Below are 23,956 nucleotides of genomic sequence, written 5' to 3'. Positions count from 1 at the left end.
AGCCAGCAGTTAAATTGATACGGATAATTAATTTTCTATAACTTCCTTTAATTTTTTATTCAAGTCTTCCCCGCGAAGGCTCTTACCAATGATTTCCCCTTCGGGATTGATCAAGAAATTGTCGGGAATAGATTGAACACCGTATTTTGCACGGGCCTGATTATTCTTTTTAAGATCTGAGACCTGCTTCCATGGTAATCCGTCTTCCTTGATCGCTTTCAACCAGTCCTGTCGCCTTTCATCTAAAGAAATGCTCAGAATGGTAAAGTTCTTGCCTTTATAAAGCTCGTATTGTTTTACAAGATTTGGGTTTTCATCCCTACAGGGATGGCACCAGGAAGCCCAAAAATCAACCAATAAATATTTGCCTTTATAATCAGACAATTTAACGGGTTTACCGTTCTGATCTGGCTGTATAAAATCCGGGGCAATGGCGCCTACATCAACCGTACGCCACTTGATCAGTTTTTTTTGATATTCCAGGCCCAGGGGCGAACCCTTTAAATCAGCAGATAGTCCGTTAAAAAGCGGCTCTACAAGTTCAAGATCAGGAATACCTCGCGATAAACTGATATTCAATTCTGTTAGGCTAACTAATGATGCGGGGTGTGTTTTAATAAATTTGATCACGATGGCTTTTATATCTTCATCATGTGCCTTATCGGGCAAACCGGTAATACTTTGTTTTTCTTTGGCTAAAGCGTTGCTTTCATCATTAAGAGTAGTTCCCGAAAATACGCCATGCCCTTTTTGCAATGAATCTAAACTGTTAATGCTGATGTTGCCGGGCTCCAACCATAAATGTATTATGGTTGCCATAGCGCCCGCACCATCGCTGCCTACTGTCGATGGGCTAACAAGCAAACTTGCTTCCACTTTGGTATCAATAGTTCCGGTCAGTCTTATTTCGCCATTTTTCACCTCGCCCTTATTTTGTATAGTATTACCGTTCACATTGTATTGGAGCGTAACAGTTGCCGGCTTATCAGCCTTCCCTTGCAGAGTGTAACTATTACCAACCTGGGCAAGGGAAATTACCGGGAACGAGGCAATAATGAAGCCTATTGAGATTTTTTTGAATTGCATTGTGTATGTTTTAAACCGCGTTAAGCCTGCCCGGCTTAAATGCAGGCAGGCTAACTCACGGCAATTGTTATCAATAAGTGTTTTGTACAATGGCTCCGTTGCTGTTTGTAACATCGCTTTGTGGCAGCGGAGAAGCATAACGCCTTGAATTTGCCGGCAACGAATAAGTTTTTGCTGGTTGATTGTTGGAAACGCCGTTTGCTGTGTAAGGATAAAATGCACGTGTAAGCAAAGGCACATCATCGCCAGGATAGGTATTGCTGTTATATCTGCGAATATCAAACCATCGCTCGCTGAATGGCATTTCCCTGCGACGTTCCTGAAGTATTACCGAAATAGCCATATCTTGTGTACCAGCAACAAGTGCCGGTGTACCGGTAACGGTACGTTTACTGTATAACTGATTAACAGTAACCATAGCGCTGCCAACATCGCCTGTGCGCGCCTGGCATTCAGCTTTAATCAAGTACATTTCAGCAACTGTAGGCCCTTCAGGCATGTTGTCCTCATAAAAAAACACATAACCTGGATAACTTACCGCAGGGTTATTCAAGCCCTTTTTGTAGGAATAATTTTGGATAAAATGGTATTTATACCGCAAATCGTTATTTTTATCGTACAGGTTGATTAACGACGGACTTGGTATGTACCATCTGTCGCTGTTATTTAACACGCGATAGTATAGAAACTCTTTCCAACCCAGTTCGTCGGTCGGGTCGAAAGCTGAATTACGGTCATGTGTATAAGGGAAGTTGAGCGTTACATTTGTACCTCCGTTAATAGTAACGGTGGTTGGCGTACCATAACGCATCTGGGTATTATAATCAACCAATACATTGTACAAAGCAAGGGCAGCGTTGGCATATTTAAGTGCATTCATATAGTCATTGCGATTAAGATAATACCTGGCTGCAAAACCGTTTACAGCTGCCGTATTAGCACGCCAATGTCTTGCCACGCCGTTTTGAACTAAAGGAACAGTTGTTTTTAATGCCTCCGTTAAATCTGCCTCAATTTGCTGATAAGTGGCTGCAAGCGTTTGGCGTGATACCGAGTTATAATCCGGTGATGTTTTAATCGGCAAACCTGGCTCATTCTTATTGGCATCGGTATACGGAAGGCAATAGGTATTAGCCAGTTCCCAATAACTATATGCACGGATAAAATGAGCATCGGCATTTAGCGCAGCCTTATCTGCTGCTGAGCCAGTCACCTTATCTACGTTAGCCAAAACAAAATTAGCGTTAAAAATTTTGACATATTCGTTGCTCCAAAAATTAGGACCCGCAAAGTTAGACTGATCGGTTTGTGGCAGAAAATTGGTATCCCACACTGAAAATTGAACTGAAGACTGAGAAAAGTTAAAAGGCTGGGCATCAAATAAGGTTGTTGATAAGCCGTTGTCGTCTGTCCCGTAAATTACTACGTTATCACTCTCTTTGCTATAGGTTTGGTAATTATTAAGGAGGGCATTTAGATCCTCCGTTGTGCTTGCTACAATTGATGTGCCCTTTGATGGCTTAACATCAAGGAATTTATTGCAGGATGTAGCTGAAACAAGCATTATGGTTAACACAAGCGATACAGCCGTTAACCTCAAGTTTTTTATGTTCATCATGTTTATGATTTATAATTCTACTTTAATACCAAAAGTGTATTGTGCGCGTGGTTTGATGGTGCCGATAGGGTACTCTGGGTCTTCACCTGTTTTGTTGGCTAAAACGGTGTAAAGGTTATTCCCCTGCAAAATAAGTTGCGCACCATGAATACTTAATTTAGACAGCAATTGCTTAGGCACATTGTAGCTCAAATTGACCTCTTGTAACCTGGCCAGGTTAGCACTCACGTAGTTATAACTTAGATAAGGATAGTAACCTATCCAATTACCATAGCTGTAGGTATTAGGGTCTGTTGGCAATGTCAGCATTTTCGAGGGATCGCCATTAAGCACACTGGAAAGTTTGCTGTTCGGCAAATTGACTGAACCAGACTGCGGGTAGTTAAAATACTGGCTCTTAAACACCCCTCCAAATTTGGCGATCAGAATAAATGACAAGTTGAAATCATATATCTTAAAAGAGTTGGTCATCCCCAATATATAAGGAGGGTTAAGCGTGCCGACATTTTTAAGAAAGCCGAGTCCATCCATTGATGGGAAATTTGAAAGCTGAAGTTTTGTACCATTTGGGCCAACTACAGTAGGATTGCCGGTATTGTCAAGGCCTGCATATTCGAAAGCAAAGACAGCATTAGGGTCATATCCCTCTCTGTATGAACCCTGCCCCGTAGAGACCAGAGCGTATGCCGGGCTACTTGGATTAAAAAGTTTGGTAATACGGGTTTTATTATAAGAAGCATTAAAGCTGCCGTTCCAAACAATATCGTTGCCCTTTAAAGGGATAACAGTACCTAAAGTAACCTCAATGCCTTTGTTGGTCATGCCAGCATTATTAAAGCGCTGTACCGATACGCCGTTTACTGAGGGTATAGCAATTTGGGCGAGTAGGTCTTTACCCTTTTTATTATATACATCAATTTTACCATACAGTTTATTTCCAAACAAAGCATAATCAAGACCCAGGTTAAACGTGCCTGTTTTTTCCCAAGTAAGCGTGGGGTTACCGTTGTCTGCAATTGTAGCAGTATAATCTTTTGTGTAATTATCGGCCCTGGTATTATAGCTTAAAAGCGTATAAGGACTGGTAAAATTATCTACGTTACCGGTGTACCCATAAGTTGCGCGCAGATTTAAACGATTTAGCCAGCTAACATTCTTTAGGAAAGATTCTTTTGTAACATCATAACCCAATCCAATTGAGTAAAAAGGGGAATAACGGTACTTAGGCTCTTTGGCAATAAGATTTGATGCATCGGTACGGTAACTCCCGGAAAGGGTATATTTACTTAAATAAGTATAGGAAGCATTAGCAAACATGGAGTAAAAGCGGCGAGTAGAATACCCAAAGCTATTTGTATAGTTAAAATAGTTTCCGTAACCATACCATCCTGTTGTACCTGTAGGACCGTTTGGAAAGTTACCTACGTTCAAGGTGTTTTCGTTATATCCATAAGTCGTTGGGTTGGTAGAGCTTTGCGTTACAGCATTATTAACTTCTACACCTGCAACTACATTAATTTCGTGCTTATCGGCAAACATGCGTGTAAAATTTGCCTGATTACGGATATTATAGGTTTCAATAGTAGTGCGGCTTTGATCTAATATGCCGCCCAGAGGCAAATTAGGGGTGACATTTCCTGTTAATGTTTGATTCCAGGATGATGTGGTATTTACCAAATTACGTACATAAAAGGTCTGGTCGTTTCGGTAACCTTTATCGACGAGGCTTAAATTTTCATATTGTACTTTGGAGTCAAACGTTAGACCGGGCAAAATTTTAAAAGTGAGACCTGCCTGTACCCGTGCCGTTAAATTATTTTCTGTGATGCTTTGATTTGCAATCTCCTGTATGGGGTTATAAGAAAATGAATAGGGGAATTTTGATAGCGGTACGGTACGATCAAGTATAGGCTGATAATATTGATGGATGTCTGTTAAAGTACCATCCGAATTCTCGAGCATTTCATAAGGAGAAAGGGATTTTAAATAATACAAGCCAATCCCATTGTTATTGCTTTTTTGATAATTTAAGGTAGTTGATGCATACACATCCAGCCATTTAAATACATTGGCGGTGGTCCGGTAGTTAACAGAATATTTTTTGTTATCGCTTCCCTTAAAGTTTGTATGGTTTTGCTCGGCAAGAATGGAAATGATGTTATTCATCCGGTTTGTCCCACCGGATAATGTAAGGTCATATTGTGTTGTACTGGGATTAGACAACAGGTAATCGGAGATCTGACTGCGGTTATCCAACGTTTTAAGCTGCGCAAGTCTAGCACTCAGTTGGTCGTTACTTAACAACCCAAGCCTGTTTTCGTTTAAGGCCACAGTAGCTTCCGAAGTCCTGTAATTCTCATAAAAAGAGCCTGAATTCGGATAGGCTCCCCATTTATTAAAAGAGAGGCGTTCATAATCGACTGTTTCGGCAGATGATGCCAGACCAGTAGCATAACCAACGTTAAATTGGGGTGAGAACCTCGTAAACGCAGAAAACTCTACCTTAAGCGGTGTATTACGCCCACCTTTTTTGGTGGTAACCACGATCACGCCATTTGCGGCGCGAGCACCCCAGATAGATGCTGCAGCCGCATCTTTTAAAACGGTGACGCTTTCTATATCACTAGGATTTATTGAGTTAAAATAATTTAAGCTAGTATTTCTGATGGCAAATCCATCTACTACAAGCAGCGGTTCATTATTGCCATTATTGGCGTAAAGCGTTGTTTGCCCGCGTATTTGAATATTTGGTGTCCCATCCACATCATATTTTACCTGCATACCAGCAACCGTACCGACTAAACGTTCGGTCAAGCTTTGATTTAGCTTTTCGATCTGGCTTTTCTTTAATAGATCAAACGATCCAGTTGCCCTTTCTGCGGAAATCTGCTGGTACCCATTATTCACCACAGTAACTGTACTGAGTCGCGTTTGTTCTGTCGACATGATTATACGCTGCCTTACATCCTTGTTTTTTATGATAACATAAGTCTGTTGTGTCAGGTAGCCTATATAGGAAACAGTAAGCTTATATTGACCTGAAGGTAAGTTGCTGAACTTAAATTCCCCAAATTCATCTGTTTGGCTCACGTAATTGTTAGAAACATTTGACAACTGTTCACTGGCTTGCAACGTAACCGTTGCACCCACTAACGGTGCGCCTGTCGAATCAACTACGCTTCCGGAAATGTTTGCCTTATCAAAAAAAGCCTCTACTTTATTAATCATAGACTTCTCCTTTATTACCACCATCTTATCCTCAATAGAATACTCTAAGGACTGCCCATCAAGGCATTTTTGGAGAACAGATTCTAAACCCTCGTCTTTTACTGAGATATTGATCGGTTGCTTTTTGCTGATGATGGCACGGTTATACAGAAAGTCATAACCAGTTTGGGTGTGGATTTCCCTGAAGATCTTTTCAAGTGAAGCTCTCTTTTGGTTCAGCGTCACTCGCTGAGCAAACCCCGCTGCACTTACCTGCATCAATGTAGCAATGAGTATAACGGTAGTTAAGCGCATAATCAGCCATATTTTATGGATATAGCCCTTAGGCATACCCGGTTTCTTGGTATAAAATTTATACATTTGTTAAGTTTGGTTTAGCAGTAAGACCTATGTTTCGAAGCTCAGTCCACTGCGGTTCTTGTTAATATTTTTTATTAATTGATGCCAAACGATTGCCAGGGGTGTTCACGCACTTCTGGCTTGTTTGTTTTAAAGCCTAAGCTTTATTGTCGTAAATGTCTTTTCATTGGCTCTTGTTTAAAGGTTAATCACTCTGTTAATTAGGATATTTATTTGCTAACGTAAACTTTCTGTCCCTCCACTCTAAAATGTACCTCGCCGGTTTTCGCCATCATTTTCAGCACCGTTGAAATATTCCTTGACCTTGACGAAAAACCGCCCAACTGTAAATTAATAGGTGCCGAAGCCTCATAAACCACTTCAATGTTATACCAGCGGGCAACCTTGCGCATGGTCGTACGGAAATCATCATTCCCGAACATAAATTCATTATTTTTCCAGGCCACGGCCTCTTCGGTATCCGCATCGTAGATTTCAATGCTGTTCGTTGTCAACAACGATTGGTCACCAGGTTTCAATACCTTGCGCTCATTATGCAATCCGGTTACCTGAACGCTTCCTTCAAGCAATGTGGTTTTAGTAGCAGGTTCATCAGCATAGGAGTTGACATTGAAATGCGTTCCCAAAACCTTAACTTCTTGTTTGTCGGTTTTGACGATAAAAGGATGTTGCTTGTCTTTTGCTACCTGGAAATAAGCTTCTCCCGTTAAGGTTACCCGGCGTTGGGCTACTGACGCGAACGAAGCAGGATATTTTAAAGATGATGCCGCATTCAGCCAGACATCGGTACCGTCCGGTAACCTCACCTGATAAGTTTCTCCCTTGGCCGTGGTCAATGTATTGATCGTATTCTTGTCGCCCGAACTCTCCTTCACCTCATAAACGATCTGCCCCGAAGCCGTTTTAGTAATGTTTACACCGGCCTCTTTCGCCAATACGCCTTTATTTGCATCGGATAAGATAATCCTTCGTCCATTCGCTAAAGTTAAAGTCGCCGTATTCTTGCCCGGTGCTATATCATTCTGGGCGACTTTGGTATTTACCGTTGGCTTAGCACTTTGCTGATAAAAATAAACCCCAATACCAAAGCAGGCAGCAATCGACGCAGCTATACTGATTTTTTTGATCAAATGGCTTTTATGGGGGGCTTCTTTAGTTTCCCAAATCACAGTTTCCGTTTTAACCTCATTGAAAACCTTATACCACCGTTCATTGTCATAATCATCTTGTAAGTCTGTAGCCTGCAATTCAACAAGCAAAGCATTTTTCATTTCTTCATCATAGTCTCCCTCTGCGATCATTGCAAATAGTTGCTTTACTTCCTCCGGTGAAGCAGTACCACCGGTATATTTTTCGAATAATGCTTTAACAAGGGTAGAATCGTTACTCATAACTTTATAGGTTATTTTCCTGTTTATTTTCATTTATACAGATGAGACGATCACCGGACAATAGTGGACTATCCGAAAAAAATGATTTTTTGAAAAAAAAATGATTGTGGATTTATTTGCTTGTCAAAAGCACAAATGCGGCCACGGAAAATACGCTGGCGCGTTTTTCTGTAAACTGGCGGATAGATTTTAAGGCGGTCACCAATTGATTTTTTACCGTGTTACGGGAAATATTCAGTCTTTCAGCAATTTGTTCATGGGTCAACCCCTCGTTCCTGCTCAGGTGGTAAATCATCCTACGTTGTTCAGGCAGAGCGGAAACGGCCATTTCTATAATGGCAGCGCTTTCCCTGAAAATGACCCGTTCTTCAGTATCGTTAATCAGTTCTGTTGAACGATAGGCGATCTTGTCCATCAGCTTAGCATTGTTAGCTATCTTTTTCAGATAATCTAAGGTCTTGTTGGTGGCGATATTGAACAAATAGGATGTAGGATGTTTGACATCTTCAAGCAGATGCCTGTTGATCCAAAGTTGGACAAAAATATCCTGTATGATCTCCTCGGCTAATTCCGGCGAACGAACCATTTTTTCAACAAAGGGGGCAAGCCGTTTGTTATAATGGTGGTAAATTGTTTCAAAGGCAGATTCGTTGCCCTTTGCCAGTTCTGCAAAGAGTGCCGTCTCATTAATCAGTTTGTGAATGGTGTTTGCCATTGATAACTTTGCCTTATTTCTATTAGTACCATAAATTTAATGATAATAATTACCAATATTACTTAATTATTTGATAATTGTTAAATTTAAGGCAAGCAAAGCTCCTAATGGATACTAAAAGGCGAAAAAAAGATTTAGAATTGTCCGATGTCATAATTATAATTGATATTATCTTACAGTTCTTTTAGTTGTGACGTGCAAAATAGTTCTCAGTAACATTTATTTAGAATTGTTTTGTTGATATTTTTTTATACTATGGATAAAGTGCTGAAATAAGATTTTGGGTAGAGTTAGAAATGAAATATTAGTAGGGTAATTGAAATATACCCGCAAAATCCCTAAAATATTATCAATTTAGGTCTATTTACTATGTCGAAATTGATCGCTGCGATCCCTCATTTTCTGACGCTTTATTTAAAACTTCACTCGCTTGTCGCACTGCCGATGCTCCACCAAGCTCTGTTTCCGCTTCATTCCTCGCCTTAATCATAGCCAATTCGACGAAGAACAGGTTATTGATTTCATCTTTGATCCGGACATATGTTTCCTGTATCTCTGTTGCGGATACATTTTTAATCACCGGTATAGATTTGTAATTGTCTTCCTCCTGTTTGATCGCTTCATGATCATTCTGTATCTCACTATGGAAAACTTTCAGGTTAATTTTGTTATTGGGGTCATCAGCCATCATACCTACAAATACGCCGGACGACAAAGCCGCTATCTTGGAAACGGGTATGGCATAATCCAATTGTTTCGACTTACTGGTTGAAGTATCCTCGCTGGTAATACTGATACTCGTCCTGTCCTGCATGATCTTTCCAAAGCGTTCAGATAATTGTTTAGCGGTGTCCCCGCTGACCTGCCCGCTGATCACGTTGCCTACAATGTTCATGATCACCTCGGCCTGGTCATGCCCGTAATCTTTTTTCAACTGGCTCAGATCCTGCACGGCTAAAGTGGTCGCCACCTTATTACTACGCGCGGTAGCGATCACGCTGTCTATATTATTGAAAAAGATCGTAGGGAACTCGTCAAAGATCAGGCTGCTTTTAAGCTGCCCTTTACGGTTGACCAGTTTTATCATTCGCGAAATATAAAGCGAAAGAACAGCCCCGTATACTTGTAGCTTTTGCGGGTTATTCCCCACGCAGACGATCTTGGGTTCTTTTGGATTGTTCACATCCAGCGTAAAATCGTTGCCGGACAGCACATAATACAGTTGTGGTGAAGATAACCGGGCCAGCCCGATCTTCGCACTAGCGATCTGCCCTTCCAGTTGTTCTTTGGCACCGTTCTTAAACGCGGATACAAAAGGGTTGATCAATACTTTGATCTCTTCTTCCTCCTGTAAAACGGCAAACAATGGATCATAATCAGCCTGCATCAATTCTATCACATGGGGTAAGGTACAATACCGGCCATCTTTATACCTGCGTAAATACCAGATAATAGCGGTTAAGAAATTAATAGGGCTTTCTACAAAAAAGTCACCCTGCTTTTTGATCCAGTCCCGGTTTAGGCCCAGCATAATGGTGCGGCTTGCCTCGGTCGCATCCGTAATATCTTCCATCCCTGCGGGATCAAGTGGGTTACAGCGATGGGTTCGGTTGAGGTCATCAAAGTTAATGATGTAAAAACTCGGCTTAACCTGATAATTACTATGATATTTTAACAGTTTGTTGTAAGCAATTTTTGAAAGGTCATCATACTTGAAATCATATAAGAACAGGCTCGTTCCTTTTCGGATATTCTGATCGATGATATGCCGGATAACGAAATAGCTTTTACCTGCCCCAGGGCTACCCGCCACCAACAGTCCCCGGTGCGGGTTGATACAATTGATCCAACTATCGCGAACCTGGTTTTTAAGCCTATACTTAGCCGGTAAGTTGACCGAATATTCATTTTCCAATAGCCTTTCCTCTTGGGGAAAGGTTTCATTCTCCGCATTGAATATGTCATTGCTTAGTGCCACTTTGATCAGTCGCGATAATAAAGTGCCACCTGTCAATATCAGCAGGTAGCCAGTAGCGGAAAGCGTCATATACGTCAGCGTTATGATAGTAGCAGGAGCGGACAGGTAAAAGCAAAGCTGGCTAATAAAGTAGAGTAACAGCCCGCTCAATAAATAGGCGACTATAGCCCGCTTGTCTATCGTTTCATCCTTTCTGCCTTTGGCACCAACTAAGGAAACAAACAGCACTAACAAAGCAGCCAGTTTAGGTTTCCATATATTATTGAATAAGCCCGTCTTAGCGATATTGCTAACTATCCTTGTCGTAATCTCTGCGGTAAAATGCCATTGCTGAAAGGTTGCAAAGCAGGCGATATAAAAATGTATCGCTAATATAAATATGCTGATCAACCTTGTAAAGTCGATGATCTTGCGTAGTCCTTGTGTATCCTCCCCGGTATTCATAATAGTAGCCTCCTTTAAAATTTTTGTTTATAATCCTTTGCCGTGTTCCTGTTTTTTCTTCTTTTTACGGGTAACTGATGGCGCACCACCGTCACCACCTTTGCCCATCAGGTTATTAAGCAGTTTGTCAAACGCTGAAGGTTGCAGGTATTGGTCTGTTGGCTCATCAGATTTCAGGTAATCCATTTTCGGGGCATTTGACAGATAGGTAGCTTTAGGGTGATCGACGGTGCTGAACCTTTCATTTAACCCTTTTGCCGTATAGGCTTTGCCCAGGTCGCTGCCGTTGAAAACGGTCTTATTATAATTATCTATAAAAGTTACCCCGTAAGTGATGCCCTGTTCATTCTGCCGGAATAGGGCTACAATATTTTGCTTTTGCAGTTCCTTAACGAAGGTGCCTTTGGTTATACCTTTATAATTCCTGAATGCTTTTTCGATATTGCTTTTCAGGTTTTCTTTAAATGGTTTGCGCTTTTCTTCGTTCTGTGCAAACCTGGCTTCCACGTTTTTCAAGGTTGGTTTGTCATTCAGGCTGCTGGCTTTAAATGGTATCCCGATCTTATTACCCTTTTCATCCAGTATCGAATAGATCAGCCCTTTCTTTTCAAACATCAGGGTGTCTTCCCTGCCACGGTCTGCAACCACATTGAATTGCTTTAACACTGCATTAAATTCAGGTAACGAAGTGAATTTGTATTGACTGACCACGGCGCTCACGACGTTGGTAATCGCGCGTTGGGTTGGAGTTTTGCCGTAAACGGCTTTTTCAAGGCTTATCGGTTTGATCCGGTTAGCTTTATTTATTGCTTTGCTGTCTGCCTTAATTAACCCAAACTCAATTTCCAGTTCTTTCCTTGCAGGTTCCGACAATATTTTGCCGATGTTATGTAAACTGATCCGGTTGCCGTCTGCTTCAATATTGGTCGTAACGATATGGATATGTGCATGTGCGGCATCTTTGTGATTGTAAACCAAATAGGGCTGGTCGCCGAAACCGATCTTGTCCATGTAAGCCGCCGCGATCTGCTGCATCGTAAGAGTGGTCGGTTTTTCGCTTTCATCAAAGTTGAGCATGATATGTACCGAGTTGGTCTTCACCCGGTCGTTGAGTTCAGTTAAGTGCTGAAAGCGGTTCAGCTTATCCGAAAACTTCAGATTTTCCAGTTCCGTACCGAACAGGCTGCCCATAATCAGTTGCGCCGCCCCGGCAGTAACTTTGTTCTCATTATAATTGAGCAAGCCCCGGATGCTTTTACCGCTTTTTATTCTTGCAACCATTTCTTTGTTAATGAAGTGATTAGGATCATCAGGCGGTCGATCTTACCGTCGATCTCTTTTGACCGCTCAAGCGCTTTTTGTGTATAAAAAGCTTGCCCAGCTTCGTTCCTTGAACTGTTAAAACCACGGGTAAGCTGGTTGATATTGATACCAATAGCTTTAAGTTCCTTTCGGATGCGGCTTAATTCTTCCATTGCAACGCTCAGGGTGACGTCCTTATAGAAGCATAGAATCTTTTCCCTGGAAAGGATCTTTCGGACAACTTCGCCGATGGAGCGGCAATTGCTGTTGGTTAATAATTTTTCCAGGCGCTCATGGTTGGCTTTAGTTACCCTTGTGCGCACTACCTTCGTATAAAGTTGTTCAATGTTATCGGTCTTTGGCCTGGCCATACATACACATTTAAAAATACCATGACCGCAAGTTCCGCAGCGGTCATTCCCCGACTGAAAGGAGCGGGCAAGATCCGTTTGTGTAGACAAACGTACATCTTGCCAAACACTGGTGTGTTTGGTCTGCTCCCTTACGGTCGTTGGTAAAACTTAGTTTTCTTTCTTTGATTAAGCCCTTCAGGCCGCCTTTAATCTTTCGGGTTTTTAGCGCTTGGGTTTGCACCTAACGGTGCAAATGGGCGCATAGCTGCGCCGACATTTCGGCGGCTATGGACGGTTGATCTGTTTACCCGTGGGGTAAACTTTTGATAGGCTAATTTTCTGATGACTGTATTTCGTATCATGGCTTGTCGTTTTGTTAAGCCAAAAGTGAGGGGATACGAGTTTGTAAAGTAGGAGTGATTGGAAATGGCGAAAGAATTTCGCTAATCGATTGATAATCTTGAGATAATTTTAGTTACCGTAGTTGTTGATTTTTTGAACTAATAAGCCGATAATGTCTTCAAATTTTTCATTCCTAAAATCAATATATCCAGTTGTGGGTAGAATTCCTGGTACAATAGCATCGTCAAGCCTTAAAGGTAGTATATATTCATTTTCATCTTGAAATGCTTTGGATTGCGCTGCTTTTCTTTCAAGCCTTGTCCAGTCCTTTTTAACATAATTTTCAGATAAAATAATTAAACAATACTTGGCTTTGGTACTGTAAATGATAGACAAATACTCATACAAATCTTTACCCCACATTTTAGACTTCTCATATTCGTTGTAAAATATTCTATAGCCTCTTTTTTTAAGAGCCTCTGAAATTTCTTTTGCGATTTCTCTGTCTTCTCCAGCAAATGATATTGCTAAATCAAATTCAAATTTTACGTTGTGGTCTTTCATGAAAATATCGAATTTTGAATCAAAATCAATTTCCTTAAGTGACTTAAATCTCGTTTTTTGTAAATAGAAATAGTCTTTTTCGGTGATCGCATTTTTATCTATGCACTCATCTATCCGTTCGATAGCTTTGAGAAAATCATATTGCTTTTCCTTCCAGAAATAATCACTGATTTCCTTCGCTTGGGTTTCAAATCCATTTCTACGCAATGCAGAACCAAAGCCAGCCAATTCATGTAGATATTCGCTATCATGAAACAAACCGATAACCTCTTCACCGGTCACCTTCTTTTGCCTTAATAAAAGATCAATTTCAAAGGCTATGTAAATGCCCTGCAAAACTTCCTGTCTAAATTCCACTTGACGCGTAAATTGAGTTGTGCCTGAAAAATGATCAGTCAATATTCTATTATTAATTTCGTCAAGATTGATAGGGTTAATGGTCTTGAACCAAATTCTTTCACGGCGCAAGATGCTGGCCAAGGCTAAATAAATATATTGGAATGCAGTTCCCCTGTGGCGGGTATAATTGTATAGATGTATATTCCACATTCCATCAACCTTTTCGTAAAGAATTGATGCCATTATAAAAGGCTCCGTTTTTATTTTCTTAACCTTTAAACCATTTGCTTCTATAAAACCAATTAATTCATTGATCTTATCAGTGTTATCTCGAAGCAAAATTGGACTTATCTCAATACTGGGAGTTGAAGGCATAAAGGTTACAGATTTACAATGTTAAAGTTAAGTTTCTTTTGCCTTTAGCATTACAACTTTAGATAAGAATTTTCGCCATTTCTATTGACTGCCAAAATCTATTTAATTGATGGTCAACTTTGCTTGTAATATGTTACCGGAAAAAATAAAAGAGCAAAATTTGGAGATCGCCGAATTGCTGTTACAAGTTGAACGGGGAGAGATACCGGTAAAACTGATCGTCCAACGGTTGGTGGAACTGATCGTCAAGCTGGATGCAAAAGAACGGCAATTGGAGGAGTTAATCAATTCAATCCCGATGCTTTCCGACATTACCAAAAAGATCAGCGAGATACATACGCTGCACTTCCCGGCGAAGCATTTAGAAAAGAAATCCCAAAAGGAACGGTTTATGGCCGAAATCCTTTTGGGATCAGTTAGGAAAAAGAAGTAGCTTTTATATAGCGGGTATCAGCTTATCGGATTGAACGAATTTTAAGAGATCTTTTAGATAAGTTTCCGTTTCCACTAAACTGCTATGCCTGTTGGCAGAACATATCTCTGCCAGAGTCCAGCCAGCCTTGAACTTTTTAACATTGGAAAAGTGCTTAAAAGAATAGAGTGTGTAGTTTTTGTCTTTTAGTTTTAAAGCTTTCAGGCACTTTTGAAAACGGTCATACGGTGTATTTTCGCCGATCTTCTGTTCAGCTATTATAGTTTCCGGCGAACCTAACAGGTAATATTCCCTGGGGTATTTCGGAATAGCAAGTTTATCCAACTCTTTCCTTAAACTCACATCGATATGTACCGGCAGTGACTTTTTATTCTTGGCAATGGATGCGGGTATCGTGATCGTATTAGTTTCTAAATTAATGAATTTCAATTGCAGGTACCGCAATTCTTTGGGACGGATACAAGTATAGTAGATCATCCTAACGAATAGCAGGCAATAAGGGTCATTCACTTGTAACCAATCCATGATTGATTTGAAATCGGCATCAGAAAATACCTGGTGGGATTCGGTCGCTAATTTTCTTCTTGTTTCCGTATCGGTTACGGGGTTGATCTCGATGTATTTGTTCTTTTTAAGATAACGGAAATAGTTGTTGAGCGATATCCGGGCGTTATTATAAGTTACACCCATCCATTTTTCGGTTTGCTCGTGATGATCTAAAAAGTGGGTGATCTCGTAATCGGTAATCTCGGTTACTTTTTTATGCTCACTATAGTAGTTAATAAACATCTTAACTTTAGACAAATAGGATTGAATCGATTTCTTCCTGGTTCCCTTAGCTTGATGGTAGGCTTCAAAAAGAATTTTACCTTCTTCCAGTGATAAAGAAACTATCTGGCGTTTAAGCTTATCATTGCTTCTTTCGTCAATGGGACTCCAGCCGCCATCTAAAGCTTCTGTATAAGTTTCTAAAAGTTGATTGAATAGGTTTTGTTTTTCTTTAGGCTCTTTTACCCTATTCAGATTCTTACTGAACCTAAAGCGCTCCATGTTTTTGGTTGTGGGGTCATAAAAGAAAAATTCAATATACCAGCTTTGTTTCGCTTCCTCACTGGCTTTTGTAGAGCCTCTTGGAACGAGATCGATCTTTTTTCCCTTGAATAATTTGGGTGTTGTGTAGGTGATTTCTGCCGTTTTCATGGCCCCGAAATTGAGGGGCTGTGGCAGAGTTTTGTCAGAGTAAGCACCTGGTGAGTAGCTAAATAGCTGATTACCAGGTGCATTAAGTGTCTGAGTGGAGAATATCGGATTCGAACCGATCACCTCTTCACTGCCAGCGAAGCGCTCTAGCCAAATGAGCTAATCCCCCAGGTTTTTAATAATCAATAAGCAAACTTTAATTATCGATAATCAAGCTCGTTCAAACCATCAATAAAGCTTATTGCTTGTGCAGCAAAAATAGCAATTAGTTTCTCTAAAGCAAATGAAATTTAATGGTAAAAAATTAATCGCAATTTAACACAATGATTTTTTACTTAGCAATTCCTGATATGCATCTACAAATTGAGCAATGTGAAATCCATCCATCAAAGCGTGATTCGCATGTATAGAAACTGCCATGATTTTTTTTCCATCTTCATCTCTTACTTTTCCAAATGATATTTTAGGACAACTATCTTTGTATGAGTAATTTCGTGCGTGAGATAATGAAGTAAAATTTAACCAGGGAATTGCAGAATAATGAATTACATTTTCACCTGATGACGCAGCGATTAAGCCTGTAGAATTTTTAACTTTATTAATTTCTTTAACTGCTTCAACTCTAAAATCTTCGAAGTTTTTATGAAAATCCATGTAACTAAACCCAAATGTTCCGTTTGGTCGGTTGATGGTTGCAGATGCGTGAACTTCATCGTATTTCCAAACCTCGCCGTCAATTATCCGATATTTAAAATTCTCTACTTTATTGACTGCAATTAACGATTTATGAAGGTAGAGCAAAAAGAAAGATACTTCCAATTCTTTTGCCTCTTTATATGTTTCGGTACAATCTACATCAACAGTTACACCAAAGAATGGCTCTTCAAAAGTGCTGAAAAAATTAAAATGGTCTTTTCTCAACCATGTATTTATATCTATTTTTTCTCTCATATTAATTTTGGTAAAACATCCGCAAGACTTTCCATTTGATAAAAATTTGGATGCTCAATGGTATGCTCGATATGTTCGTGAACCCATGTAGTATGGTAAGGAATATGTACAGCATGTCCGCCAATGGACAGCACAGGCAAAACATCCGATTTTAAAGAGTTGCCTAACATTAAAAATTCTTCAGGCTTACAATCTAAGTGTTTCAATAATTTTTGATAATCTCTTTCCTGCTTATCGCTCATAATTTCTATGTGATGAAAATAATGATCCAAGCCAGATTTTGTTAGCTTCCTTTGCTGATCTAATAAATCGCCTTTTGTAGCCACAACTAATTTATACTTGCCAAATAAAGTTTTTAAAACATCTTCAACACCATCTAGTAACTCTACAGGTTTATTCAGCATCTCCTGCCCCAATTGCAAAACCCGATTTATAATTTCCAGATTGGCTTTGCCTTCAGTTATACTTAAAACGGTTTCCATCATGCTCAGCATAAACCCCTTAATCCCGTAGCCGTATAGCGGTAAATTGGCAATTTCAGTTTTATACAATTCAGCCATAATATTATGCCTCGGCAAAAAATCTTCCAACAAATCTGCAAACTGCTCTTCGGTTTCACGGAAATAGGGTTCATTAACCCAAAGCGTATCATCAGCATCAAAGGCAATAACCTTTATTTTATTTTTCATTGTTATGCTTACTTTAGTGCTGCAAAAATAAATTAACCCACATTAATTCCGAAGGACATTTGTCTCGCTTGATCTATGCTACGAACCAACCCTGCTTTTTTAAATTTAATCGACCGTTTGCATGCTGAAAACATTGAACAAAAAAATATCAGTTTAAAGTTATTCCCTGCCGGATTTAGGTTTATAAATCAAGGAGAAAAGATTAGGAATATTTATTTTATAAAAGATGGCATTACAAAATGCTTTATATCTGAAGAAAACGGCAAGGATTTTATTATCGAATTTTTAGGCAAAGGCGAAGTTGTGGGCGAACTGGAAGCCATAAAAAAAATCGACTGCCTTTGTAATGTTGAAGCAATAAGTGAGGTAACGGCTTATGCCATTCCAGATTTTTATTTCTTGAAATTGATTGAAACCAATATTGAATTTACCTCAATTCTACTTCAAGAATTATCTACCAGGATTATTCAAACAAGTACCAGAGCATCATTTCAACAGCTTTATACACTAGAATATGGTTTGATAAAATTACTCAATCTTCAAAAGGAGGAAAATATTTCGGTATCTAAAGAAGATATGGCAGCCTATTTAGGGATATCGATACGGAGTTTTAACAGAACATTGAAACAACTGAAGTCAAAAACTAATGTTGATGAAAGCTTAACCAAATTGTTAGCAAATTTGGGCTGAGTAAAATATTAGGCTCACGAAATCAATGCTGCAAACTTCGTAAGCCTAATTTAAAAATTACTGTTTAACTGGTGCAGATCCAGGAGCTGGTGCGTTAAAGTCTAATTCATTTAATGGAATATCAAAATAATCCATAAAGTTATAGTCAATAAAACAACTTCTGATTTGTGAACCTGTAGTTCCTAATGTAGAACCTTGAATTAAAACATTCGCAGCTGCTCGTCCGCCGCCTGATGCGGCAGATTGCGTTACGCCCCACCTTCTGGCATCATAAAATGCAGTGCCACGTTGAAATAAGGCAACTCTTCGTTCTCTTTTTAAAATGGTTATTGCTGCAGCTTGGGTTAAGCCTTTACCTGCAACAGTTGCTACATTTGCACCCTGATATGCACGAACCTGGTCGATAATTGCCAAACCTGCTTCTACGGCACCTGTTCTAATATTAGCTTCGGCAATGTCCAAGCGGGTTTCTTCGTAGGTTGCACCAACTTCCATAAAACCACGGTTATCGCTTGTAGCAAATTTACCACCCGACTCGATTGGCACAGCACCATATCGCGTACCAAAATTAAAGCCTCTATCATTTCTTAAATTAGGCGATGTAAGTAAATAAAAATTAGCAGCTAAACGAGCATCGTTCGCATCAAATTCCTGTACCAATCTTTCACTTACAAAAGTAAACTGAGCACCAAGACCTAACAAAGAATATGGGTGATAAAAAGCACCCGATAAATCATTTGTACCATTTGGGTCCATACCAATTCTAAAATTATTATCAGTAGCCAACATTCCGGCGTTTGCCAAGGTTGTAATTGCTGTCCAGTCTGTGGCAGTCATGGTAGCTACTTTTTTATTCGCCATTAAATTACGGGCTTTGTAACTATTAATTTGCCTCTTCCACATATCAGGTGTAATCCTTGCAGAGCGGGCTGCAAAATCTGGTATTACTGCATCAATTGTTGTATTATATGCATCGATATTTGCAGCTGCAATTGCATTCAATTGGGTGGTGCATTTATCAAAATTACTAGTCGCCTCTGTTAAAATTGCATCACGGGTTAAAAAACTTCCATTCGTTGTCCCATCCGAATTATTATTGATAACACCAGATATGTACATAGAACTAATGTGCGAATAGGCAAAACCTTTCCACCAATATGCCCAGGCTCTTAAAGTTGCTTTTTTTGTTGCAACATCTCCTGTAAACTTCGCTTCAGGTTTATCAATAGATGCAAGCAACAAATTACAGCTGGCATTTAATAAATTCATCGATTCCCATTCATATTTAAATACGTTTAACTCACCGGCAGTTCTGCTATTTGTACTTTGTAATTGTGGTTTTTGTTCAGGACCGATTGGGTTTTTTAAAACCGTTCCGTTTGGTAATGTAATGGATGTAACTTGCTCAGCCCATCTCCAGCCCCAGTTTCCATATGGAGAATAAAGTTCATCACCCATAAAGCTATGTAATGACCATGCTATAACAAAATTTGCACCTAAGCCTTTAACATATAAGCCTTTAGAGAAAGCTAAAATACCATCCTCCACGGTTAATGATGCATCTGGAGTAGGTGAGTTTGGGTTAATAAGTTCGAGGTCTGTTTTCTGGCAACTGCTCATAAAAACAACCAAAATAAATATGCTAATAATTTTTTTCATGATTTCAGATTTAAAAGCCAATGTTTACACCGAATTGATATGATTTTAAGTTAGGAAAACCGAAGCTGTCTACGCCTCTATCCAATGTTCCTGTACTGCTAGATTCAGGATCTAACCCTTTATATTTTGTTATTGTTAAGATATTTCTTGCCGATGCAGTTACAGAAACTGTTTTTGCCCACTTAATATTTAGCGCATTACGAAGGTTATACGACAGCGATAAATCTCTTAAACGAAGAAATGAACCATCTTCTGCAAACCAACTAATTGGATTAGTTGAGTTATATAAACTTCCATAATATGACGTAAATGCCCCAGTTTGTCCATTAATAGTAACTTCTTTATCAAAATCGGCAGCTAGTTGGTCTCTGTATAACCATTGGCGAGTTAAATTGTACACCTTATTTCCATAATTCCAATCAAATTGAAACGACAAGCTTAAGTCTTGATAAATGTTAAAACTATTGATAAAAGACATGGTGAATTTCGGAGTTGGATCGCCCATGTTTTTCTTATCATCGCTACCGGTAATTACCACTTGTTTAGTTGCTTTATTGGTTACAAAACCATTTACAAGTTCATAATCTCCAACGCTTGTTGTAGCAATATAACGTGTGCCATTTGGCCTTAACTGATCAACAGATGATAATGGTACCTGGCCATAGAATATACCAAAACGTTCACCAGCTTTTAAGGCAAAATTGCCTGAAACTACATCTTGTCCGTTTGCAATTTTATCAACCATGGTTTGAGAATGCGCAAAACGAATTCCGAAGTTCCAGGTTAAATTCTTTTTTTGAAGCATTGTTGCATCAGCACTAAACTCATACCCTTTTGATTTTAAAGTCATTAAGTTATCGTTAATCGCAACGTAACCAGTTGATGGTGATAAATCTGCCGCCTGAATAACATCGCCACTTTCCCTATTCCAATATGTTGCTGTAATGGCTATTCTGCTCAACCATGCTTTATTGTTGTTTGCTAAAACGAAATCTGTTCCAGCTTCAAACTCTTTTGATGTTTGAACACGAAGAAAAGGATTACTTGCTGTACCTGGTAAAGTTAAGTAACTGCCATCGCCTAAAGTTCCGGCATCTAAAGTTACCTGACGAGCATATCTTCCTGGTTGAATACCTGCCTCACCATAAGCTGCACGAACTTTCCACTGTGGTAACCACGAAAGTTTTAGTAAATCAGAAGGATTAAAATAAGCTGTTCCTCTTGGGAAGGTAAATGCTTTACCACCTGCGCCAAATTCTGATGAATAATCTGAACGTACACCAGCAGAAATACCCGCTAAAGTACCCCAATCGATACTCTGATTAAACAATAAACCGTAGCTCAAAAATTCATTTGAATTGCCCGTTGCGGTTTTTGTAGTGGCAACGTTAATGTTGTAAGGAGGGTAAGAAGATAAACCAACACCTCTGCCATTAAAATAGTTATAGGCTTCTTTTCTCACATCATACGATACCTGTGTTGAGGTAGTTATGGGTAGTTTTGAATTGAAATCTTTCTCAAAATCAGTTCTAAAAAACACTGAACCTATTGAGTTAAATTTTGTATTTCTGGTATTACTTTGCTCATAAGATCCTTCTCTGGTACCAAAGTATAAATCTTGTCCGGTTGATGTTTGGTTTTTATAGTAATCTAAATTATTTAGTGCATAATAATCCAAACCGACTTTATAATCCAACTCTACAAACTTTGGAAACTTATAATTCAAATTTAAGCTTTGAACAAAACGAGTAGATTTATCTCTTCTTACGTGCCAATCGTTTTCGGCCAAGGAGTTACTTTGGTTCTCTTCTTTAGGCTGAACAATTAAATTCCCTAAAGCATCTCTGTAGGTAAAATCAATAAACTGATAAGAATTTAAAAGCGGGAAGCGATTGCCCGAAATCAAATTTTCATTTTCAACAACAACCTGCGAAGTAGAACGCATGGTGAAATTTTTAAATAATTCTACGCCTAAGTTAATACCCGCCGTGGTTCTGGCAAGTTTATTACTCATTACATTTTGCTGGTCTAATCTCGATGCATTAATGGAGTAATCTGATTTTTCTCCACCACCAGATATGCTTATGTTATTATTATAAGTAGCTGCGGTTCTGTAAGCTTGTTTCAAGTGATCAAAAATAGGCTCCACATAAGGTTTATTATTTACCGTTGTTGCTCCTGAAAGTAAAGCAGGCTCTGTGTATTTACCATTTGCACCTCTGGCAATTCGCACACCGTTATTATCCAAAATATAGCCTTGGGCATCAGTAACATAATGATGGTTTTTAGCTAATAAATCATCCCCCGTGATAATTTGATCACTACTGTATTTTGAACTGAAATTAATAGTTGGTGCAGTACCTCTAACTCCCTTTTTAGTAAAAACCTGGATAACACCATTTCCACCTTGCGCACCATAAAGCATACCTGCAGCAGCACCTTTTACAACTTCCACACGCTCAACAAGGGTTGGGTCTAAACCATTCAAATCTGATACTTCTACCCCATCAACTAAAATCATTGGATATGTGCTACCTAAAGTATTTATGCCACGTAAGATAATCGAAGCACCATCCCCCGGTTGCCCAGACCCAGTTCGAATAACAGCACCAGCAATTTGACCTTGCAGAGCCTGCTCAACCGACCCTGTTACAACACTTTTAGCAAAGTTTTTTGATGATAAGGTTGCTACATCAACGCCGATTTTTCTCTTATCGGTTGCGGTACCTACACCCGTTACAACGATATCTGATAATTGTCTGGAATCTACAGCCATTGAAACTTTCATTTCAGAGCCGCTGATAGAAACCGTTTGTGTTGAATACCCTAAAAAGCTGAATGATAATTCTGTAACCCCATTCGGTACTGAAAGCTTGAAAGTTCCACTAGCACCAGATGTTGTTCCAGCTTTGGAACCTTTAGCCGATATGGTAACGCCTGGTAATGGCAAACCATCATCTTTCCCCACAACTGTTCCGGTAATTGTACGATCCTGAGCAAAAACACCTTGAATAAGGTATAGCATTAGGAAAGAAATTAATAGTAATTTTCTCCGCATAGCAATAAAGTTTAGTTTTAGTTTAATTGCCACTAATTTATTACACAGCTACAACTAAAACGAATTAGGAATGCGGATTGACAATATATTGCTACATTAAGTTAATAAATTACAATATTTAGTTAAATTTTTTAAATAAAATCAATTTACAACAGAAAAATTTAATAACTATTGCCAATTATTTCTATTGATTTAATAAATTCAATAGATTTTAATAGACTTATATGGTTAATTTTAATTAATTAAATCAAAAATTCTATTTCAACGAAACATAAAGCTTCAATTAGCTCATATTATAAATGAAAAATTTTAAAAATTAATTTAAAACGACAAAAACAATTTAAAACCCCACTAAAACAAAACATTCTACTTTATCGTTTAACTACGTTTAGTCATGTATAATTCTGGCCAATGTGCATGCTAAAATCAAAATCTTTCTTAGTTTTATATCAGATTTACATCCTGAATTAACCTCATGAAAATTATTTTAACCAATAATTACAATTTTAAAAGATGAATTTACAAGACGTATTTAAGAACAATGAAGAATGGATAGGCAGAAAATTAGCCAACAATCCAGATTATTTTACTGAATTGGCAAAAGGTCAAACTCCAGAGTTTTTATACATTGGCTGTTCAGATAGCCGCGTAACTGCTGAAGATTTAATGGGTATACAACCAGGACAAGCCTTTATTCACCGTAATATTGCTAACCTGGTAAACAATGTTGATTTAAGTGTAATGACGGTTTTAAATTATGCCGTTCGCCATTTAAAGGTTAAACATATCATTGTTTGTGGTCACTACAATTGTGGCGGGGTTAAAGCGGCCATGCAACCAGCAGATATGGGCATATTAAACCCGTGGTTAAGAAACATTCGTGATGTTTATCGTACTCATAGAGATGAACTTAATGCTATTGAAGATGAAGGCGTTCGTTACAATAGATTGGTAGAACTAAATGTTCAGGAGCAATGTGTTAACCTATTAAAAACCGCTGCAGTACAAGAAGCCATAACTTTAAGAGGTTTAACTGTTCAAGGATGGGTTTTTGATATCCACACTGGTAAAATAATTGATTTAAAAATCGATTTTGATAACATTTTAAAAGATATCAAAGAAATTTACAACCTTTTTTAATAAGGTAGCAATCGATAATCTGGCGATAAAAGCACCGATTA

18 protein-coding genes and 1 tRNA gene are annotated in these 23,956 nt (G+C 38.9%); 3 read left to right on the top strand and 16 right to left on the bottom strand.

The window, feature by feature from the left end; all coding sequences use genetic code 11:
• Positions 1–27: 27 nt before the first annotated feature.
• The 10 genes from D7004_RS04465 to D7004_RS04425 form a co-directional block, all read right to left on the bottom strand.
• On the bottom strand, positions 28–1,086 hold the full coding sequence (locus tag D7004_RS04465) for a TlpA disulfide reductase family protein (RefSeq protein WP_167459411.1): 1,059 nt from the start codon (positions 1,084–1,086) through the stop codon (positions 28–30).
• Between the two features lie 70 nt (positions 1,087–1,156).
• A complete protein-coding gene (locus D7004_RS04460) occupies positions 1,157–2,704 on the bottom strand; it encodes a RagB/SusD family nutrient uptake outer membrane protein (protein ID WP_208646788.1) in 1,548 nt (515 codons plus the stop codon).
• A 9-nt stretch (positions 2,705–2,713) separates the two neighbouring features.
• Entirely contained in the window at positions 2,714–6,292 is a 3,579-nt protein-coding gene (locus D7004_RS04455; protein ID WP_123204672.1) for a SusC/RagA family TonB-linked outer membrane protein, read from the bottom strand.
• 209 nt (positions 6,293–6,501) lie between these two features.
• On the bottom strand, positions 6,502–7,683 hold the full coding sequence (locus D7004_RS04450; protein ID WP_167459410.1) for a FecR family protein: 1,182 nt from the start codon (positions 7,681–7,683) through the stop codon (positions 6,502–6,504).
• 112 nt (positions 7,684–7,795) lie between these two features.
• Positions 7,796–8,398: an RNA polymerase sigma-70 factor gene (locus D7004_RS04445; RefSeq protein WP_123204670.1), complete on the bottom strand. Its 603-nt coding sequence runs from the start codon at positions 8,396–8,398 to the stop codon at positions 7,796–7,798.
• A 367-nt stretch (positions 8,399–8,765) separates the two neighbouring features.
• The gene (mobC, locus tag D7004_RS04440; protein WP_123204669.1) at positions 8,766–10,820 is read right to left on the bottom strand and encodes a conjugal transfer protein MobC; all 2,055 of its coding nucleotides are present in this window, start codon (positions 10,818–10,820) and stop codon (positions 8,766–8,768) included.
• 27 nt (positions 10,821–10,847) lie between these two features.
• A complete protein-coding gene (locus D7004_RS04435) occupies positions 10,848–12,101 on the bottom strand; it encodes a relaxase/mobilization nuclease domain-containing protein (RefSeq protein ID WP_123204668.1) in 1,254 nt (417 codons plus the stop codon).
• On the bottom strand, positions 12,086–12,493 hold the full coding sequence (locus D7004_RS04430) for a plasmid mobilization relaxosome protein MobC (protein ID WP_123204667.1): 408 nt from the start codon (positions 12,491–12,493) through the stop codon (positions 12,086–12,088). Before D7004_RS04430 ends, D7004_RS04435 begins: the two co-directional genes overlap by 16 nt.
• Positions 12,494–12,681: 188 nt before the next feature.
• The gene (locus D7004_RS20550; RefSeq protein WP_167459409.1) at positions 12,682–12,837 is read right to left on the bottom strand and encodes a hypothetical protein; all 156 of its coding nucleotides are present in this window, start codon (positions 12,835–12,837) and stop codon (positions 12,682–12,684) included.
• 109 nt (positions 12,838–12,946) lie between these two features.
• Entirely contained in the window at positions 12,947–14,095 is a 1,149-nt protein-coding gene (locus D7004_RS04425; RefSeq protein WP_123204666.1) for a toll/interleukin-1 receptor domain-containing protein, read from the bottom strand.
• 130 nt (positions 14,096–14,225) lie between these two features.
• Here D7004_RS04425 and D7004_RS04420 point away from each other — a divergent pair, with 130 nt between their 5' ends.
• Positions 14,226–14,528: a hypothetical protein gene (locus D7004_RS04420; RefSeq protein WP_123204665.1), complete on the top strand. Its 303-nt coding sequence runs from the start codon at positions 14,226–14,228 to the stop codon at positions 14,526–14,528.
• A 3-nt stretch (positions 14,529–14,531) separates the two neighbouring features.
• Here D7004_RS04420 and D7004_RS04415 read toward each other — a convergent pair whose 3' ends face one another.
• From D7004_RS04415 to D7004_RS04400, 4 genes are all read right to left on the bottom strand, one after another.
• Positions 14,532–15,728, bottom strand: a complete 1,197-nt coding sequence (locus tag D7004_RS04415) for a tyrosine-type recombinase/integrase (protein ID WP_148042756.1) — start codon at positions 15,726–15,728, stop codon at positions 14,532–14,534.
• Positions 15,729–15,823: 95 nt separating this feature from the next.
• A tRNA-Ala gene (locus tag D7004_RS04410) sits at positions 15,824–15,897 on the bottom strand.
• Positions 15,898–16,043: 146 nt separating this feature from the next.
• Positions 16,044–16,679: a chloramphenicol acetyltransferase gene (locus D7004_RS04405; protein WP_123204663.1), complete on the bottom strand. Its 636-nt coding sequence runs from the start codon at positions 16,677–16,679 to the stop codon at positions 16,044–16,046.
• The gene (locus D7004_RS04400) at positions 16,676–17,368 is read right to left on the bottom strand and encodes an HAD family hydrolase (RefSeq protein ID WP_123204662.1); all 693 of its coding nucleotides are present in this window, start codon (positions 17,366–17,368) and stop codon (positions 16,676–16,678) included. Before D7004_RS04400 ends, D7004_RS04405 begins: the two co-directional genes overlap by 4 nt.
• A gap of 75 nt (positions 17,369–17,443) precedes the next feature.
• On the opposite strand from D7004_RS04400, the gene D7004_RS04395 reads away from it, so the two are divergent.
• A complete protein-coding gene (locus D7004_RS04395) occupies positions 17,444–18,058 on the top strand; it encodes a Crp/Fnr family transcriptional regulator (protein ID WP_123204661.1) in 615 nt (204 codons plus the stop codon).
• A gap of 57 nt (positions 18,059–18,115) precedes the next feature.
• Here D7004_RS04395 and D7004_RS04390 read toward each other — a convergent pair whose 3' ends face one another.
• Together D7004_RS04390 and D7004_RS04385 are read right to left on the bottom strand one after the other, a co-directional pair.
• Complete coding sequence (locus D7004_RS04390; protein ID WP_148042755.1) at positions 18,116–19,717, bottom strand: RagB/SusD family nutrient uptake outer membrane protein; 1,602 nt, start codon at positions 19,715–19,717, stop codon at positions 18,116–18,118.
• A gap of 10 nt (positions 19,718–19,727) precedes the next feature.
• Positions 19,728–22,742: a SusC/RagA family TonB-linked outer membrane protein gene (locus tag D7004_RS04385; RefSeq protein WP_167459408.1), complete on the bottom strand. Its 3,015-nt coding sequence runs from the start codon at positions 22,740–22,742 to the stop codon at positions 19,728–19,730.
• A gap of 546 nt (positions 22,743–23,288) precedes the next feature.
• Between D7004_RS04385 and D7004_RS04380 the strand changes: the two genes are divergently transcribed.
• On the top strand, positions 23,289–23,915 hold the full coding sequence (locus D7004_RS04380; protein WP_123204658.1) for a carbonic anhydrase: 627 nt from the start codon (positions 23,289–23,291) through the stop codon (positions 23,913–23,915).
• The last annotated feature ends 41 nt before the right edge of the window (positions 23,916–23,956 follow it).

The sequence above is a fragment of the Pedobacter jejuensis genome (genome assembly GCF_003725795.1).
GTDB lineage: Bacteria > Bacteroidota > Bacteroidia > Sphingobacteriales > Sphingobacteriaceae > Pedobacter > Pedobacter jejuensis.
The sequence above is the reverse complement of the archived record's forward strand: the minus strand, read 5'-3'. Positions and strand labels throughout refer to the sequence as shown.

What these genes read in the sequence shown, in the direction of transcription:
- D7004_RS04465 (WP_167459411.1), bottom strand. Translation starts at nt 1,086, where the DNA reads ATGCAATTCAAAAAAATCTCAATAGGCTTCATTATTGCCTCGTTCCCG.
- D7004_RS04460 (WP_208646788.1), bottom strand. Translation starts at nt 2,704, where the DNA reads ATGATGAACATAAAAAACTTGAGGTTAACGGCTGTATCGCTTGTGTTA.
- D7004_RS04455 (WP_123204672.1), bottom strand. Translation starts at nt 6,292, where the DNA reads ATGTATAAATTTTATACCAAGAAACCGGGTATGCCTAAGGGCTATATC.
- D7004_RS04450 (WP_167459410.1), bottom strand. Translation starts at nt 7,683, where the DNA reads ATGAGTAACGATTCTACCCTTGTTAAAGCATTATTCGAAAAATATACC.
- D7004_RS04445 (WP_123204670.1), bottom strand. Translation starts at nt 8,398, where the DNA reads ATGGCAAACACCATTCACAAACTGATTAATGAGACGGCACTCTTTGCA.
- mobC (WP_123204669.1), bottom strand. Translation starts at nt 10,820, where the DNA reads ATGAATACCGGGGAGGATACACAAGGACTACGCAAGATCATCGACTTT.
- D7004_RS04435 (WP_123204668.1), bottom strand. Translation starts at nt 12,101, where the DNA reads ATGGTTGCAAGAATAAAAAGCGGTAAAAGCATCCGGGGCTTGCTCAAT.
- D7004_RS04430 (WP_123204667.1), bottom strand. Translation starts at nt 12,493, where the DNA reads ATGGCCAGGCCAAAGACCGATAACATTGAACAACTTTATACGAAGGTA.
- D7004_RS20550 (WP_167459409.1), bottom strand. Translation starts at nt 12,837, where the DNA reads ATGATACGAAATACAGTCATCAGAAAATTAGCCTATCAAAAGTTTACC.
- D7004_RS04425 (WP_123204666.1), bottom strand. Translation starts at nt 14,095, where the DNA reads ATGCCTTCAACTCCCAGTATTGAGATAAGTCCAATTTTGCTTCGAGAT.
- D7004_RS04420 (WP_123204665.1), top strand. Translation starts at nt 14,226, where the DNA reads ATGTTACCGGAAAAAATAAAAGAGCAAAATTTGGAGATCGCCGAATTG.
- D7004_RS04415 (WP_148042756.1), bottom strand. Translation starts at nt 15,728, where the DNA reads ATGAAAACGGCAGAAATCACCTACACAACACCCAAATTATTCAAGGGA.
- D7004_RS04405 (WP_123204663.1), bottom strand. Translation starts at nt 16,679, where the DNA reads ATGAGAGAAAAAATAGATATAAATACATGGTTGAGAAAAGACCATTTT.
- D7004_RS04400 (WP_123204662.1), bottom strand. Translation starts at nt 17,368, where the DNA reads ATGAAAAATAAAATAAAGGTTATTGCCTTTGATGCTGATGATACGCTT.
- D7004_RS04395 (WP_123204661.1), top strand. Translation starts at nt 17,444, where the DNA reads ATGCTACGAACCAACCCTGCTTTTTTAAATTTAATCGACCGTTTGCAT.
- D7004_RS04390 (WP_148042755.1), bottom strand. Translation starts at nt 19,717, where the DNA reads ATGAAAAAAATTATTAGCATATTTATTTTGGTTGTTTTTATGAGCAGT.
- D7004_RS04385 (WP_167459408.1), bottom strand. Translation starts at nt 22,742, where the DNA reads ATGCTATACCTTATTCAAGGTGTTTTTGCTCAGGATCGTACAATTACC.
- D7004_RS04380 (WP_123204658.1), top strand. Translation starts at nt 23,289, where the DNA reads ATGAATTTACAAGACGTATTTAAGAACAATGAAGAATGGATAGGCAGA.